This window comes from Campylobacter sp. W0066.1 (assembly GCF_024723635.1).
GTDB classification, from domain to species: Bacteria; Campylobacterota; Campylobacteria; order Campylobacterales; family Campylobacteraceae; genus Campylobacter_D; species Campylobacter_D lari_C.
Map to the genome: position 1 here is coordinate 28683 of NZ_JANQCW010000013.1, position 16209 is coordinate 44891.

Consider the following 16209-nt stretch of genomic DNA (forward strand, 5'->3'; position numbering starts at 1 on the left):
CTAGGCTTTACTTTTTTCTATTTCTTGAAGTGCTAGGATAAGATCTTTTAAATTTTCATATGGAATATGAACTTTCCAATCTATTCCATTTTCTTTTTTTAAAGCCACACCTATACTTAAGATATCATTACTTCCTATACCATAAGGATTGGAAAGATTACAAAGACTTATTTCTCCACTTTTACTGCCATGTAATTCTATAGTTTTAAATATTTTTTTACTCATGTTTATCCCTAAAAGCTGTGATAATTTTTGCTTGAAATTTTAGCCAATCTTTTTGAAGCATGATAGGAAAACCACCATAAACCCTAGCACCTTCTAAATTTTTAGTGACCCCGCCTCTTGCAGCTATGGTAGCAAAATCCCCTATTTCTAAATGCCCACTTGTAGCACTTTGTCCACCCATAGTAACATTTTTACCTAAAATACTTGAGCCTGAAATTCCACTTTGAGCTACTATAAGGCAATTCTCCCCTACTTCACAATTATGTCCTACTTGAACAAGATTATCAATCTTTGTGCCTTGCTTTATGATAGTGCTTTCAAAAACCGCTCTATCAATAGTCGTGCAAGCTCCAACTTCCACAAAATCTTCTAAAATAACATTTCCATTGTGATAAATCTTATAATGCTCGCCATTTTTTGTATGCGCATAACCAAAACCATCACTACCTATAACACAATTTGCCAACAAATGACATTTTTTACCTATTTTAGTGTCATTATAAATCACAACATTTGGATGGATTATAGTATATTCACCTATACTTACATTATCGCCTATATAAGCACCTGCCATTATCACTACATGATCAGCTATTTGGACATTTTCGCCTATATAAACATTTGGCATAATCTTAGCACTTTTAGCGATTTTAGAATTTTTCTTTTCATTAGAAATCAAAGGTTTAGCAAAAAGCTTACTTAAAAGCGCAAAAGATAAATGCGGATTATCAACAACTAGCTTAATACAATCTTTTGAAACTAAATTTTCAAATTCCTTTGAGACTAATATAGCCCCAGCTCCACTACTTGCAATTTTTTTAGAGTTTTTTTCTCCATCACAATAACTAAGTTCAGTAAAACTTGCATTATTCAAAGAATTCAAAGCTGTAATTTCTATATCATCTCCACAATATTCTATGCCTAAAAATTTAGCAATTTCACTAATTTTCATTTTACCTCCATTAAAATAGAACCACTTCTAACAACACTAATAGGATTATACTTTTTCATGGTTTTTAAAAAGTTATCGATATTTTTTGCATTATCACTTGCCATTACTATAATAAACTCATCATCACTATAAGTTACACTGCCATTATAAGCTTTTAATATAGCATCTAATCCTGCAAAATTTTCATTTAAAGCAATCTTTACCAAAGCTGTTTCTTTTTCTATAAAATCACTAGAATCAATCACCTTATAAGTAGGTATGAGTTTATGAAGTTGTTTTATGATTTGCTCAAAAACTTTTTCATCGCCTAAAGTAACGATGTTAATCCTTGAGAATTCTTTATCATCAAGTGGAGCAACAGTAAGAGATTCTATATTATAACCACGTCCTGAAAAAAGCCCAACAACGCGTGATAATACCCCATGCTCATTTAATACAATGACAGAAATTACTCTTCTTTTCATTTTTTATCCTTGTTTTTATAGCTAGGTAAAATCATATTATAAATTGCTCCGCCCGCAGGTACCATAGGTAATACATCTTCATAACGATCTATAGCTACATTTAAAACACAAGTTTTTTTAGATTCTAAGGCTGCTTTGAAAGCTTTTTGAAATTCTTCTTTGTTAAAGACATTATAACCCTCACAATGAAAACCTTTAGCAATAGTGACAAAATCAGGCTGGCTTGTTAAATCTGTATTAGAAAATCTTTCTTTATAAAACATACTTTGCCATTGTCTTACCATGCCTAAAAAAGAATTATTTAAAATGATATTAATCACTTTAATTCCATAAGCACTTGCTGTCATTAGCTCTTGGATATTCATTAAAAAAGAACCATCGCCTACAAAATTTACCACCACTTCTTCACCCACAGCTAATTTAGCTCCAAGCGCAGCTGGTAAAGAATAACCCATAGTTCCTTGTCCACCACTTGTTGCAAGTTGTCTTGCGTAATTAAAAGGATAAAATTGCGCTACCCACATTTGATGTTGCCCTACATCAGTAATTATCCTTGCATCAGGAGCTAATCTAGCACATTCTTCTATAACCCATTGAGGTTTTAAAACTTCATCACTGTCTTCATAGATTAAAGGATATAATTGTTGGTATCTTTGTAAAGTTTTAAACCATTCTTGGTATTTTGTATTATCAAAACTTTCTTTTTTTAATTCTTCTAAGGTATCTAAAATAACACTTTTAATATCCCCAACTATAGGAAAATGTGCTTCGATGATTTTAGAAATAGAACTTGGATCTATATCAATATGAACGATTTTTGCACCCTTGGCAAACTCACTTGTTTTACCAGTAATCCTATCATCAAACCTAGCACCCACAGCAATGAGCAAATCACACTCACTTAAAGCGATATTTGCACAATAACTCCCATGCATGCCTGCCATTTTTAAATTAAGCTTATCATCGCTTCTTAGAGTCCCTAGAGCCATCAAAGTTTCAACTGCAGGAATTTGACAAAAATGAATTAATTCTCTTAATTCATCACTAGCATTAGAAGCTACACAACCTCCACCTAGGTAAAATAAAGGTTTTTGAGCATTTTTAATCAAACTTACTAATTTTTTAATTTGCTTAATATTTCCTTTATAGGTTGGCTTGTAAGTTTTCATAGAAATTTCTTTAGGATAATGCCATTTACCTATAGCAGCAGTAACATCTTTAGGTATATCAATATGCACAGGCCCTTTTCTACCTGTTGTAGCAATATAAAAAGCTTCTTTTAAAATTTTAGGTAATTCTTCGATATTTTTTACTAAATAATTATGCTTTACACAAGGTCTTGAAATACCTATAGCATCAATTTCTTGAAAAGCATCGGTTCCTATTAAAGAATTTGCAACTTGAGCTGAAATTAAAACTAAAGGTATAGAATCACTATAAGCAGTAGCTAAACCTGTAACTGTATTAGTAAAACCAGGTCCACTTGTAACTACTGCCACACCAACCTCACCACTCATTCTAGCATAAGCATCAGCACTATGCAAGGCTGCTTGCTCGTGTCTAACTAAAATGTGTTTAAAATGAGTTTGCTTATAAATTTCATCATAAATATTTAAAGCCGCGCCACCAGGATAACCAAAAACTACTTTAACATTTTCTTCTTTTAATGCTTCACAAATCATTTGCGAGCCATTTAGCTCTTTCATTATTTTACCTTTTTGCTTAAAATGGAAAATATTATAACGATAATTTAATAAATATTATTTTATAAGAAGAGTTTCTTGAAAAATCAAGAAACTACTTGTGCTTTTTTAGCGTATTCTATACCTAAATCAAAAGCTTTTGCATTTGCTTCTTTAGTTTTTGCAGGCACCATATCAAGCATAGTTTGTTTTAACGCATCAATATCAATACATTTGCTCATATAAGCAGCTATAGCTAGAGCAACAACTGATTGAGTAGCTACATTACCTACCTCTTCTTTAGCTATAGTAATAATAGGAATTTCAAAAATTTTCCATCTAGCATAATCTTCTTTGCTTGGATGAACTAAATTTGGCTCTACAACTATAACACCGCCATCACAAACACCATCTTTAAAACTATGATAACCCTTATCAGCAGTTGAAAGCATAAAACTAACTTCACCTTCTACTGCATAAGGAAAAAAGATTTCACTTTCATCAATAATAATATCAACCTTAGTTGGCCCACCTCTAACTTGAGAAGTATAAGTAGAAGCTTTAAAAGCATTGCGCCCTTCTTTAATGGCAGCTTTAGCTAAAATTTCACCTGCAGTGATAACCCCTTGTCCACCTTCGCCGCAAAATCTTAATTGATATTTCATTTTAATGCTCCTAAATCAACCATTCTTTTTTCTTTTAAAGCTCTTCTAACTTCTTCATAAGCTTCGCAATATTCTGCCTTGCTTTCATCTTGGTGCAAAATTCCTGTAGGAAATTTATCTGCTCTTTGTTCATAGTCTAATTGTTCAAATTTAGACTTTTCAACACAACGATTTTTAATCCAATCAAGCATACTTACAGCTTCACCCATTTTATTTTTTCTACCAAGATTAATATGACAGTTTGAAAATACATCTACAAAACTATAACCTTTATGTAATAAAGCTTTAAAAATGATATTTTCAAGTTTATTTGCCTCAATAACATTTGTTCTTGCTACAAAAGAAGCTCCTGCAGCTTTAGTAAGCTCACAAGCATCAAAATTTGGGTCTATATTACCTGCTTGAGCAGTAACAGTATAAAAGCCTTGTGGGGTAGTTGGTGAAGTCTGTGAATTTGTAAGACCATAAATAAAATTATTGATTAAAATATGGGTTAAATCTATATTTCTTCTACATCCATGGATAGTATGATTTCCACCAATTGCTAAAGTATCGCCATCCCCACTTACTACGATTACATGTTTTTTAGGATTTGCTAGTTTAATCCCTGTTGCATAAGCAATAGCTCTACCATGGGTAGTATGTACTGTGTTACAATTTACATAAGAACTCATTCTACCACTACAACCTATACCAGAAACTAAGCAAACATCATCCATATTCCAGCCAAGTTTTTGAATAGCCCTAATAATAGCTTTTAAAACAACGCCATCTCCACAACCCCAGCACCATTGTGTTGGAAGCTTATCTACTCTTAAATATTCATCGTAATTAAAAGCCATTTTACATATTCTCCTTTACTTTAGCAATAATTTCACTTGGGGTTATAGGGCGACCATTTGCACGGTGCAAGCTAATAAAATCATCTCTTTTGCTTACTCTTTGAATTTCTTCTAAATATTGCCCCATATTAAGCTCGCTAACCATAACTTTTTCAAATTTAGATACCACTTGAGCTATTTTTTTCTCAGCTACTGGATAAAGCGTGATAGGTCTAAAAAGCCCTACTTTTACACCCTCTTCTCTAAGTCTTAAAATAGCTTCTTTAGCAGATCTTGCAACGCTTCCATAAGCAATGATTAAAAACTGCGCATCATCACACATAAACTCTTCATAAGTGCAAATTTCATCGGTATTATTTTTAATCTTACCAAACAATCTTTTCATATTTTTATCTACTATCACTCCATCTTCAGTTGGAAAACCTATATCTCCATGATGAAGTCCTGTGATATGATAACGATAACCTTCAAAGAAAGGATTTAGTGTAGCAGCTTCATTTTCCCCTGCCGCATAAGGTTTATAATCTTTTTTATCTCCTGTAAATTTTTTACGGTTAATAATTTCTAATTCTTCTAAATCAGGTAATTTAGCCTTACCATTCATATGTCCTATGGTTTCATCTAAAAGCAAAAATACCGGAGTCATGTATTTTTCAGCTAAATTAAAAGCTCTAATAGTTTCAGTGTAAGCTTCCTCTAATGAAGCAGGAGCTAAAGCTATACTTGCATAATCTCCATGTGTTGGAGCTTTTGCTTGAAATAAATCACCTTGCGCAACCCTTGTTGGAAGACCAGTTGAAGGACCACCTCTCATAACATTTACAATTACTAGTGGAATTTCAGCTATAAAACCCAAACCAATTTGTTCAGCTTTTAAAGAAATTCCCGGTCCGCTGCTTGCTGTCATGGATTTTACTCCACTCATAGAAGCACCTAAGGCCACGCTAATACCCGAAATTTCATCTTCCATCTGTATAAAAGTACCATCATTTTTTGGTAACATATGGCTTAGTTCATGTGCTATTTCAGAACTTGGGGTAATTGGATAACCACCAAAAAATTTACAGCCACAATCAATCGCAGCTTTGGCTACTAAAACATTACCTGTTGATATAACTTCTCTCATTTTGTTTTCCTATGCATTTAGTTTTTTATATTTATTTTCTTTAACAGCTTGTGCTCTTTCTTTAGCTTCTGGTGTAAGCTTTGCAAATTTAAATTCATCTCTTTTGGCAACAAAAATCGCAAAATCAGGACAGTGACTTTCACATTCACTACAGCCTATACAAGAATCAGGATGAACCACTTCTATCATCTGTCCTAAAACTGCACTGATTTCATCTCTCATTGCTAAAACTCCGGCTGGACAATAGCTAACACAGATATTACAAGCCTTACATCTTGCTTCATCAACCCAAACTGGTGTATTCTCTGGAGCAATCATTAATATTCCTTTCTAGTTTTTTGTAATTTTCTAATGATTTTTTATTAAAAATTATTTTTAAAACAAACTTTTTATTATAGCGAATTTATAGCATGATTAAATATTATTTAAAAGATAAAATAAAACTAATAAGATTTTATAACACAAAGTAACATTAGGAGTAAAAAACTCCTAAAAAATTATTTATAATTATACTGAATAAAAGAATTTTCCAATGCAATTTGTTCTTGATTGTCTAATTTTAATTCTAAAGTTTCAAGCACCCCATCAAGACTAATCCTTGCCATAACTCCAAAAGCTTTTTCTCTTATGCCATATTCTCCATCTAAAATCACACATACTGGTAAAAATTCTCCACTTTTTAAAGCCTCTATCATTCTCACGCAAGCACTAGCAGGAGCTAAATAGGCTGAAGTTTTTAAATATTTTATAATTTTAGCACCACCGGTTTTAACCTCTTGTTCAATTTGAGCAAGATCATATTCATTTAAAACCTCATTTAATGCTTTATTTTGCACTTTACTTTGAGATTTTACTAAAACCATGCTATCATTGTGAAAACCTATAAGCTTAGTATCTATATAAGAAGTTTTTATATTTAGTTTTTTACCCACTTCATATTTAAATCTAGCATTATCTAAAACACCTGCCATGGCAATGATTTTTTTTGATGAAAATAATTTGCTTTCATAAAGAGCATTAAGTAAAAAATCCACAGGGTTACTTACTATGATAAACAAAGGATCGCTGTTAAATTTTTTAATATTTTTTGCACACTCAAGCATAATTTTAGAATTAATAGTAAAAAGCTCATCTCTACTTTGACCTTCTTTTCTAGCTACTCCCGCACTAAAAATAACCACTTGAGAATCTTTTGAATGTGCATAATCATCTGTGCAAGTTATTTTAATATCAAAATTAAAAGCAGCTATACTCTGACTTAATTCTAATTCTCTAGCAAAAAGCAAATCTTTATTAATATCAATTAAAACAAGCTCATCAACCAACTCTCTTAAAATCAAAGCATAAGCAGTGCTTACACCAACATTTCCTGCACCTATGATGGTGATTTTCATTTTTTCTCCTTTTTGTATTTATTTCACTAAATTAGCCGGCAATTCAAAAATATTTTTAATTAAATGATAAGGAAGTTGCAAGCTTTGCGCAATAAGTTGAGTCTTAAATTCAGGGCTTTCCACTGTTCCGCTTAATTTAATTTGCGTGCTAATTTGCCTATCCTTACCTAATATAATTTGATTAATGATAGGAACTTTAGAAATAACTGAACTTGCTGATTTTAGCGTTCTAAGCTCTAACAAACCATCTATTTGATTATTTCTTAAGTTGATTTTAACTTGACCTAGCACATCTGCACTATCGCCATTAAAATTAAGTGCGTTTATCTCAAAAAGATCTTTTTTACGATTAAAACTTATACCAGCATTTTCAACACTAAAGCCTTTTTCATTAAAAGTTGGAGCTTTAAATAAAAGCAAACTAGGTATGGTATCAATAAAGCTTAAAAGCTGTTGATGGAATTTCAAATCTTTTAAATAAGTATCTTTAAATAAGAACTTACCTTTAAAAAAATCAGTACTATTACCATCTATATAAAGATTAAACTCACCTTTTTCAAAAACATTTTGACGCATAAAAGTGTTTAAAAAATCATCATCCATTTTTAAAGCTCTAATTTGCATTTGATTTTCTTTAAGCAAAAAATCAAATTTAGATTCATCTCTATTTGCCCAAGCTTTCACATAATCTTTTTTAATTTTAGCGTCAAATTGATCAAAATCTAAGGTTTTATTAAAATCTTTCAAAATTAAATCTATATTTTTCCCACTAATATTATAAGTTGAATTTTCAAGGGTATCTAAAGTATTTTCCGTATCTTGCTGAGAAATTAACAAATTAATATTATTTAAAGTAATATTCACATCATCATTATCTTTTTGTGCAAAAACACTACCACTTGCACTAGTTAAATTAAAATCATCACCTTTTATTTTTATACTAAAACTATCATATTCATAAGGATTGTTATCTTTATAGAGTAAAAATGATTCAAAAGTAGTATTATTAATATCTACATTAAAATCTTGGAAATTTAAAGTGTTTAAAGATAATTCCCCATCATGCACTTTATTTTTTTGCATTAATTTAGAATAATTTTTATATTTTGCAAGTTTTTCAACAAAAACAGACATACCTTTATCAAAATTTAAAGTTGTAGTAAATTCTTTATTATATAAACTAATATTTTTGTCAAAATCAAGGCTTAAATCAAGAAATTTATTTTCCATTTTTAAGCTCTCTTGTGGTAATTCTAAGTTTGTTATAAAGGTTTTAAAATCACCTTTTTTCTGTTTTAAATTAACACTTGCATTAAAATCACCGTTAATCATACTACTTTGCACACTTGCATTTTGTATATCTAGCTTATCTTTTTTTAAAGTAACATTTGCTTGAGCTATCTTAAAATCACTTATATTTATATTTGAATTAATAATATTAAAACTACCATTATAAGTAATTTTCTCAGGATGATCAAAAGGAATTTTCAGTGTTAAATCAGTCTTTACAATACCATTATTTTGTAAAAATGGTAATTTTATGTCATATAAAAGTAAAATTTTATTAACCCTATAATCAGCTCTAGCATTATCACTTTTAATGTGTATATAAATTCCTGCTTTTTCATTTAGCATATTATCTATATAAATTTTACTTTGATCTAAATCATAATTATTAAAACGCAATTCATCGTAAATAAAATCAAGTCTTTGTTTTGCAAATTCAAGTCTTACAAAAGGACTTACGATAGGATCTATTCCTTTATCTAAAACTACTTTTAAATTATTTACATAACCTTTAGCGTTGATATCATTTAAATAATATCTATGTTTTCCAAAATCTGCAAAACCGGTTAATTTTTCTATAAAATAAAAATCAGCCTTTACCTTACCACCCACCCAAAGAGCAAGATTAGAAGGTAAATCCACTCCATTTTCTACTAAAATATCAAAAATTTGCGAAATGTTATTTGAGCTTATATTTTCTAATTCATAAGCAATCTCTTCTCTTTTGAGTGAAAATTTAACATCACTTCTTAAAAAATCACTATCAATTTTACCTTTAAAAGTATAAAATTTTGTCTTAGGATTAATAAGCAAGGAACCAATTACACTAAGATTGTGATCTTTTAAAAGAAAATTATCAATATTAGCTTGTATATTTTTATCACTAATTTTTAAATTCACTTTTACTAAAAGATTTTTACTATTTACAAAGAATAGATTATTTTTATAAATTAACTCCACAGGATAGTTATTGACAAACATTTCATCAATATTGATTTCTTGAAAAAACCAATAAATATATTTTACATCTTTGATAAGCTGCACAGCTTTACTTGCACTAGTTTCATTTTGAGTACTTTGACTTTGAGAATTTACTACGACTTTTTTAGCATTTAAAATGAGTTTTTTATCTAATTTAATATATAATTTCTCCAAATTAATAGAAGAAAATTCTAATTTTTCTATGTAAATTCCATTTTTGAGGTAAATAAACAAAGCAATGAAAAGTATCATAGGTAATGCTAAAAATTTAAGAATTTTTTTAATATGTTGTGATTTGATTTTAATTTTTCTTTTATCCATTTTTTATTATCTACTTTTACCTATAAAAACAAACTCTGTAGTTTTTATACCACAAGGTTCTGTTAGCAAGATTATAACGCAATTAGATAAAAATAACTATAAAATGAGCAGTATTGATAAATATACTTTATATTTTTTGGGCCATCCGCAATCTGGCTGGATAAATATAGGCACAAAAGAATTAAATAGAGTTGAATTTTTACATAAGCTTACCGTTGCTAAAGCAGCGCTTGAAACTATTACTTTAATTCCTGGAGAAACGACTGAAATTTTCTTTGAAGAACTAGCACCGAAGTTAAATTTAAACGCTAAAACCTTAATGCAGGAATTTTACAAACAAAGTCCTTTTAAAGAAGGTATACTTTTTCCTGAAACTTATAAAATTCCAAAAGGTATCACAGAAGAGCTTTTGGTAAAATATCTTTTAGCTTACTCTACAAATGAATTTAAAAAACTTTCTTATAAAATTTTTAGAGAATATAATGAAAAAAAATGGCATGAGTATATCATTATAGCGTCTATTATACAAAAAGAAGCAGCGAGCAATGAAGAAATGCCTATAGTTTCATCTGTGATTAGAAATCGTTTAAGAAAAGGTATGAAGCTTCAAATGGATGGAACATTAAATTATGGAAAATACTCTCATGAAAAAATTACTCCACAAAGAATAAGATCAGATAATAGTTCTTATAATACTTATAAATTTAATGGCATACCAAAAGAAGCTGTGTGTAATGTTTCATTTGAAGCTATTAAGGCAGCTATTTTTCCTGCTAAAACAGAATATTTATACTTTGTAAGAGATAAAAAAACCAATAAGCATATTTTTACCTCTACTTTGAAAGATCATAATAAGGCAATAAGAAATTGATTATAAAATTTCTCTTTGCCCTTTTGCATCAGGTTCACTTAAAACACCTGTTTGTGAAAGTTGTTCTATAATATTTGCTGCGCGGTTGTAACCTATTTTTAAGCGTCTTTGCAAATAAGAAATACTAGTTTTTCTATCTTCTAAGATCACAGCCTTTGCCTCTTCATAAAGCTCATCTAAATCCCCATCATCAAATTCACTTCTTTTATAAGCTCCATCTTGACTATCATCTTTTAAAAAACTCTCATCATATTCTACTACTTGTTGAGCTTTTAAAAACTCTACAATATTTTCAATTTCATTTTCACTTGCAAAAGGTGCATGTAAACGCACTAAACCACTCATACCAGGAGGGGTAAATAAACAATCTCCACGCCCTAACAAACTTTCAGCACCCATAGAATCTAAAATAACCTTAGAATCTATCTTTTGTCCTACTTTATAAGAAATTCTACTTGGTAAATTTGCTTTTACAACACCAGTTACAACATCCACTGAAGGGCGTTGCGTAGCTACAATTAAGTGAATTCCACTTGCTCTTGCCATTTGCGCTAAACGACCTATATAAAACTCTACATCCTTACCCGCAGTCATCATTAAATCAGCCAACTCATCAATAATCACTACGATAAATGGTAAGATTTCGCCACCTTGCTCTTTGATTTTTTCATTATAATTTTCTATATTTTTAGTTTTTGCTTCAGCCATCAAACGATACCTGCGTTCCATTTCAGCCACCATATTTGATAAAGCATTTACCGCTTTTTTAGGATCAGTAATTACCGGTGTAAGTAAATGTGGTATATCATTATAAATACTAAATTCAAGCATTTTAGGATCTATCATCATAAGTCTTAAAGTTTTTGGTGAATTTCTATAAAGCAAAGATAAAAGCATAGAGTTAATTCCCACACTTTTACCACTTCCTGTAGTTCCTGCTATTAAAAGATGAGGAAGTTTTTTAAGATCTGTGATGAAAGGATCGCCTACTATATCTTTACCCAAAGCTATAGTTAAAGGTGAGCTAGAATTTTTAAATACCTCACTTTCTAAAATTTCTCTTAAGTAAATCGTATCGATTTTTTCATTTGGCACTTCAATCCCTACTACATCTTTACCTGGAATTGGAGCTTGAATTCTTATAGTTTGAGCTTTTAAAGCCATAGCTAAATCATCTTGTAAAGATAAAATTTTACTTACTTTAACATCTGCTGCTGGACGAAATTCAAAAGTAGTTACAACAGGGCCTGTATAAGTTCTAACCACATCGCCACCTATTTTAAAGCGTCTTAATTTTTCAAGTAAATCATAAATTTTTCTATCGATTTCTTCTTCATTTATCTCGCTTTTGCCTTCTTTTGGCATAGTTAAAAAATCTAAAGGTGGTAAAGAAAAATCTTTTGGTTTTTCAAAATTTCCAAAGTCAAGATCTTTCAACAAGGCTTTATTTTCACTCACTTCATTAGCGATAGAATGGTGTGTTTTGTTTTCTACTACTTCTACTATAGGCTCTTGAGCAATTTCAAATGGAACTTTTTCTTCTTTAACTTCATTTTGCACTTCTTCTACTACAAAAGGACTTTCATAGTTTTTTTTACTTCTTAGCTCTTCTATACTAACAGGCTTAGCAAAATCATCCTCACTAAAATCTAATTCTTTTACTTCATTTTGCGGGATAAAATCCTCATCTTTAAAATCTTTCACCCCTAAAAAGCTAGTTTTATTTTGGATTTTTTTAAATTCAGCTTCTTTTTGCGCCTCTATGGCGTTTAATTCTTCAATTTTTTTAAAATCCTCATTAAGCTCTTCTAAAATTTTTTCTTTTTGTAAAGCTTTGTACTCTTCTAGTAATTTAGCTTTTTGTAACATTTGCTCACGCTCTTTAAGCTCTTTGGCAAACAAAGAATTTTCTTCTATTATCTCTTCTTTGTTTTCGTTTAAATCCATATTGCGTCTTTTATAACTTGGCTCGTCTAAATTTTTACTTTTTAAGGTTTGAGTATAAATATCTTCACTTTTATTTTTATATTTTGATAAATACTCTTCAGGGGTCATTTCATCTTCCTTTATATTTATTTGACTAGCTTTTTGAGCAAAACTTGCGATAGGCTCTGAAAGCTCATGAATATAGCTTGAGCTTAACTTTTTATCCTCTTCGCTAATTATCACTTCTTCTAATTCTTGTTTTTTTAAATCTTCAAGATTAAATTTTTTACTTTCTTGAACCTCTTGTTTTGGCAACTCTTCTTTCTCAATGAGTTCTTCTTTTTTTTCTTTGATTAAAAGCTCTTGCTTAAGTTTTTCTTGTTCTTCTTTGGTTTCATTTTCGTATTTGTCACCACCAAAAAATCCAAAAATTTTATTTTTAATTAAAGTTTCAAGTTTTAAATAAAAATCAAAATCAAGCTCTATTTTAAATACTTCTTTGATAATTTGCGGAAAAGAAATACTAAAAGCAAAAGCTAAAAGCAAAATCACTAAGATTAAACTTCCTATTTTTCCAAAAAGTCCATCTAAAATCACAAACATAGCAGAAGCTATATAACCTTTATCTTGTAAAAATGCCGAAGCAAAAACAAGCGAAGCAAAAATACAAGCAAAAATAGCCACACTAAATCTACGCTCAATAAGTTCAAAGTTATAATCATTTTTATACAAAAGATAATTAAACCAAAAAAAGACAAAAGGGTAAAATTTAGTCAATGATCCAAATAAAAAATAACTAAGTTTTGCTAAAGAATACCCTATAATACTTACCAAGGCTTGATCGGGTATCAAAGCACTTAAACAAAAATAAAAAATTAAAATATTAGAAATAACAAAAATAGCTTCTTTTTTTATAATATATCCTTTATAAAGAAAAAAGCTATTATATCAAAAAATTATAAGTAGTTTAATAAACTCATTTGAGAAATTTTAGAAGTAGCTGAAAGCATAGCTTGATAAGATACCATAGTTTGCATAAATTGCATATAAGTTTGCCCATAATCAGCATCAGTTACACCGCTTTTTATAGAAGCAACATTAACATTTAAAAAAGTCATTCTTTTATTTGTTTCTTCTATATTATTAGTGTAAGCGCCTATAGTTGTTTGCATTTTTCTAACATGATCTTGCAAATGATCTATTTTTTCTAAAGCTCCCTGCAAGCCTGTATTTCTAGGGTCACTTCCTTCTGAATCAGCTCTCATATTACCTTTTAAAACAGCATCTATCATCTCATCTAAATCTTTAATCAAGTCAATATTTGGCTCATCGATAGTTAGAGAATTATTTGCACTAAATACAAAACCCGAACCATTTACAGAAGTACCTGCCGGAGGAAAGCCACTATTTGAATTTGAATCTTTAATGGTAAGACCTATATTGGTATTAGTTGAAAACTTATCAGTAATACTTATACGACCCTTATAATCCATACTTACATTAACAAAATCTTTAGAATCGCTTATATTTTGTTGAATAGTTTGAAAATCACCATTATTGATTGTTCCATTTGTATTTGGAGTAATTGTAGCAGTTGGAACCTTATCGCTTGCAAACATACCTATAATATCATTTAACTGACCATAAGTAATATCTTCAGGTCTTGTTTGCATACCCACTGAAGTTCCTGTTGCTTCGTTATATTGAGAATGAGTAATAGGGAAACTTATGGTTTGACCATTTTGATCAACATAACTTACTGTTGAATCTCCTAAATTTATAGTTACATTATATTTTTGACCACTTTTAGAAGTGATTTCCATTTGAAGTTGTTGACCATCCATACTTCCATCAGCATTTGCTACAACTTCACTTAACTTTGTGCTATCAGTGGCATATTCACTTGTACCTTTAATAACTTGAGAAACATTACCAAAAACAGTATTGCCATCTTTTTCAAAAGGTACATCAAAATCAGCTCCATTAGTTTTATTACCATTGATATTGCTTTTTATAAAATCTGTTTTATAGATATCAACAGTAAATTGTTTTCCATCCACTGTAATAGTTACTGGACTTTTAGTACTATTTAAATCTCCACCATGCGCTGCTTGCATAATACGCTCTGTAACCTGAGCCATTGTAATACCCTCAGCTTTAGCAGCTTCACTTAAATCTTTAATTTGCTCTGCATCTTGAAGCTGTGGTGTCATAGCAACAGCATGAAAATCTAAAGAACTACTTCCATCTTTTAAGCTCTTTATTTCTATTTGACCACTATCATTTAATGCAACTTTAACAACCTCATTCCCCTCTGTATTGCCATATAGTTTTCCAATATTTTCTAAAACATCTTCGATTTTTGCATCAGGATCTATATCTAAAGTAGCTTTAAAACTTGTCCCATCAGGTCTAACACCTTGAATATACATTGATGAGTGTGGAAAAGGAAGTTTCTCATCATAACTATCTTCGAAATTTTTATCAGGATCAAGTTTACCATTTTGCACATAGTTTTGACCTATTAAGTGTGAAAATTTAGACTCACCTGTTAAAAATTCTTTTTTATCCGGATAACGAGCATCAGTGAAAGAAACATTTGTTGAGATAATCTTATTAATATTTGAATCGGGTTTAAAAAATAAATCCCAACCAGGTATATTATAAGGAATTTGAGTGCCAGCGCCACTTACTACAAAAATATTATCTTTATTACCAGTATAATTTCCATATTTATCAAAAGGCATATTAGCACTATTTGACCCTGCAAATAAATACTGTCCATTGATACTAGTATTTGCAATATTTATAATAGAATCTCTTACAAGTTTGAGTTCTTTTGCTATAGCTTCTCTTGATTCTTGAGAATTACCATCACTTGCGGCTTTTGTTAAAAGCGTTTTAAATTTTTCCAAAAGTTCTGTGATATTTTTTAAAGCCGTATCAGTATTTTTTGCCATTTCTTGTGCTGCTTGGGTTCCTTGAATAATCTGACCAATATTTGCCATCTCATATTCTAATCTTGAACCATTAATATAAACATTTGCATTTTCCCAAGAATGCTGAATAAGCTGACCTGTTTGCAATTGCAAATTATATTTATTAAGTAAAGACTGACCATCCGTGTAATTTTGTATAGAAGTGAAGTAGTTATACTGATTACTAATTCTCATTGTTTTGCTCCGCAAATAATTTTTAATTATTTATAAGCAAAAAAAGTTCCAATTTTAAAGATATTTTAATTTTCTATATAAATATTTTTATATTGTTTTAATTTTTTTTTAGTATAATTTCACATTCCATATTTTTAATTTAAAATCTTAAAAAGCCCGAGTGGTGAAACTGGTAGACGCGCCAGACTCAAAATCTGGTAAGGGCAACCTTGTGTCGGTTCGAGTCCGACCTCGGGCACCATTTGTTTTTTACTCCCAAGTGTTATTTTTTGGCAAATTATATTCAAAATATTAAAAAAG

The 16209-nt window shown here is 30.0% G+C and carries 12 protein-coding genes, 1 tRNA gene and 1 pseudogene; 2 read left to right on the forward strand and 12 right to left on the reverse strand.

The genetic code is table 11. The features are described from left to right. The 10 genes from CAMP18497_RS06010 to CAMP18497_RS06055 form a co-directional block, all read right to left on the reverse strand. Positions 1-225, reverse strand: coding sequence for a hypothetical protein (locus tag CAMP18497_RS06010; protein ID WP_257928727.1), 225 nt, complete (start codon positions 223-225; stop codon positions 1-3). Next, the gene (gene lpxD / locus CAMP18497_RS06015) at positions 218-1177 is read right to left on the reverse strand and encodes a UDP-3-O-(3-hydroxymyristoyl)glucosamine N-acyltransferase (RefSeq protein WP_039618364.1); all 960 of its coding nucleotides are present in this window, start codon (positions 1175-1177) and stop codon (positions 218-220) included. The genes CAMP18497_RS06010 and lpxD overlap by 8 nt, the downstream gene beginning before the upstream one ends. Continuing rightward, entirely contained in the window at positions 1174-1641 is a 468-nt protein-coding gene (gene ilvN / locus CAMP18497_RS06020; RefSeq protein ID WP_039628356.1) for an acetolactate synthase small subunit, read from the reverse strand. The genes lpxD and ilvN overlap by 4 nt, the downstream gene beginning before the upstream one ends. Further along, positions 1638-3347, reverse strand: a complete 1710-nt coding sequence (locus CAMP18497_RS06025) for an acetolactate synthase large subunit (protein WP_337213158.1) — start codon at positions 3345-3347, stop codon at positions 1638-1640. Before CAMP18497_RS06025 ends, ilvN begins: the two co-directional genes overlap by 4 nt. A gap of 83 nt (positions 3348-3430) precedes the next feature. Next, entirely contained in the window at positions 3431-3988 is a 558-nt protein-coding gene (locus CAMP18497_RS06030) for a 2-oxoglutarate:acceptor oxidoreductase, gamma subunit (RefSeq protein ID WP_039626146.1), read from the reverse strand. Next, positions 3985-4830 carry a 2-oxoglutarate ferredoxin oxidoreductase subunit beta gene (locus tag CAMP18497_RS06035; protein ID WP_337213160.1) on the reverse strand — a complete coding sequence of 282 codons (846 nt, stop codon included), beginning with the start codon at positions 4828-4830 and terminating at the stop codon, positions 3985-3987. Before CAMP18497_RS06035 ends, CAMP18497_RS06030 begins: the two co-directional genes overlap by 4 nt. Before the next feature lies 1 nt (position 4831). Next, complete coding sequence (locus CAMP18497_RS06040) at positions 4832-5956, reverse strand: 2-oxoglutarate synthase subunit alpha (RefSeq protein WP_337205920.1); 1125 nt, start codon at positions 5954-5956, stop codon at positions 4832-4834. Between the two features lie 9 nt (positions 5957-5965). Further along, complete coding sequence (locus CAMP18497_RS06045; protein WP_133318853.1) at positions 5966-6280, reverse strand: 4Fe-4S binding protein; 315 nt, start codon at positions 6278-6280, stop codon at positions 5966-5968. Positions 6281-6453: 173 nt separating this feature from the next. Continuing rightward, positions 6454-7350, reverse strand: a complete 897-nt coding sequence (locus CAMP18497_RS06050; RefSeq protein ID WP_337213162.1) for a malate dehydrogenase — start codon at positions 7348-7350, stop codon at positions 6454-6456. 18 nt (positions 7351-7368) lie between these two features. Then, positions 7369-9870, reverse strand: coding sequence for a YhdP family protein (locus CAMP18497_RS06055; RefSeq protein ID WP_337213164.1), 2502 nt, complete (start codon positions 9868-9870; stop codon positions 7369-7371). Here CAMP18497_RS06055 and mltG point away from each other — a divergent pair. Beyond that, positions 9857-10810: an endolytic transglycosylase MltG gene (gene mltG / locus CAMP18497_RS06060; RefSeq protein ID WP_337213166.1), complete on the forward strand. Its 954-nt coding sequence runs from the start codon at positions 9857-9859 to the stop codon at positions 10808-10810. The two genes, CAMP18497_RS06055 and mltG, sit on opposite strands and share 14 nt — an antisense overlap. Here the strand turns inward: mltG and CAMP18497_RS08335 are convergent. Together CAMP18497_RS08335 and flgL are read right to left on the reverse strand one after the other, a co-directional pair. Further along, positions 10811-12331 (reverse strand): annotated as a pseudogene (locus CAMP18497_RS08335) (DNA translocase FtsK); the annotation flags it as partial. Positions 12332-13692: 1361 nt separating this feature from the next. Then, on the reverse strand, positions 13693-15909 hold the full coding sequence (gene flgL, locus CAMP18497_RS06070; protein ID WP_337213168.1) for a flagellar hook-associated protein FlgL: 2217 nt from the start codon (positions 15907-15909) through the stop codon (positions 13693-13695). 154 nt (positions 15910-16063) lie between these two features. On the opposite strand from flgL, the gene CAMP18497_RS06075 reads away from it, so the two are divergent. Next, a tRNA-Leu gene (locus CAMP18497_RS06075) sits at positions 16064-16150 on the forward strand. The last annotated feature ends 59 nt before the right edge of the window (positions 16151-16209 follow it).

What these genes read in the sequence shown, in the direction of transcription:
- CAMP18497_RS06035 (WP_337213160.1), bottom strand. Translation starts at nt 4,830, where the DNA reads ATGGCTTTTAATTACGATGAATATTTAAGAGTAGATAAGCTTCCAACA.
- CAMP18497_RS06010 (WP_257928727.1), bottom strand. Translation starts at nt 225, where the DNA reads ATGAGTAAAAAAATATTTAAAACTATAGAATTACATGGCAGTAAAAGT.
- flgL (WP_337213168.1), bottom strand. Translation starts at nt 15,909, where the DNA reads ATGAGAATTAGTAATCAGTATAACTACTTCACTTCTATACAAAATTAC.
- CAMP18497_RS06025 (WP_337213158.1), bottom strand. Translation starts at nt 3,347, where the DNA reads ATGAAAGAGCTAAATGGCTCGCAAATGATTTGTGAAGCATTAAAAGAA.
- lpxD (WP_039618364.1), bottom strand. Translation starts at nt 1,177, where the DNA reads ATGAAAATTAGTGAAATTGCTAAATTTTTAGGCATAGAATATTGTGGA.
- CAMP18497_RS06050 (WP_337213162.1), bottom strand. Translation starts at nt 7,350, where the DNA reads ATGAAAATCACCATCATAGGTGCAGGAAATGTTGGTGTAAGCACTGCT.
- CAMP18497_RS06040 (WP_337205920.1), bottom strand. Translation starts at nt 5,956, where the DNA reads ATGAGAGAAGTTATATCAACAGGTAATGTTTTAGTAGCCAAAGCTGCG.
- mltG (WP_337213166.1), top strand. Translation starts at nt 9,857, where the DNA reads ATGAAAAGTATCATAGGTAATGCTAAAAATTTAAGAATTTTTTTAATA.
- ilvN (WP_039628356.1), bottom strand. Translation starts at nt 1,641, where the DNA reads ATGAAAAGAAGAGTAATTTCTGTCATTGTATTAAATGAGCATGGGGTA.
- CAMP18497_RS06030 (WP_039626146.1), bottom strand. Translation starts at nt 3,988, where the DNA reads ATGAAATATCAATTAAGATTTTGCGGCGAAGGTGGACAAGGGGTTATC.
- CAMP18497_RS06055 (WP_337213164.1), bottom strand. Translation starts at nt 9,870, where the DNA reads ATGATACTTTTCATTGCTTTGTTTATTTACCTCAAAAATGGAATTTAC.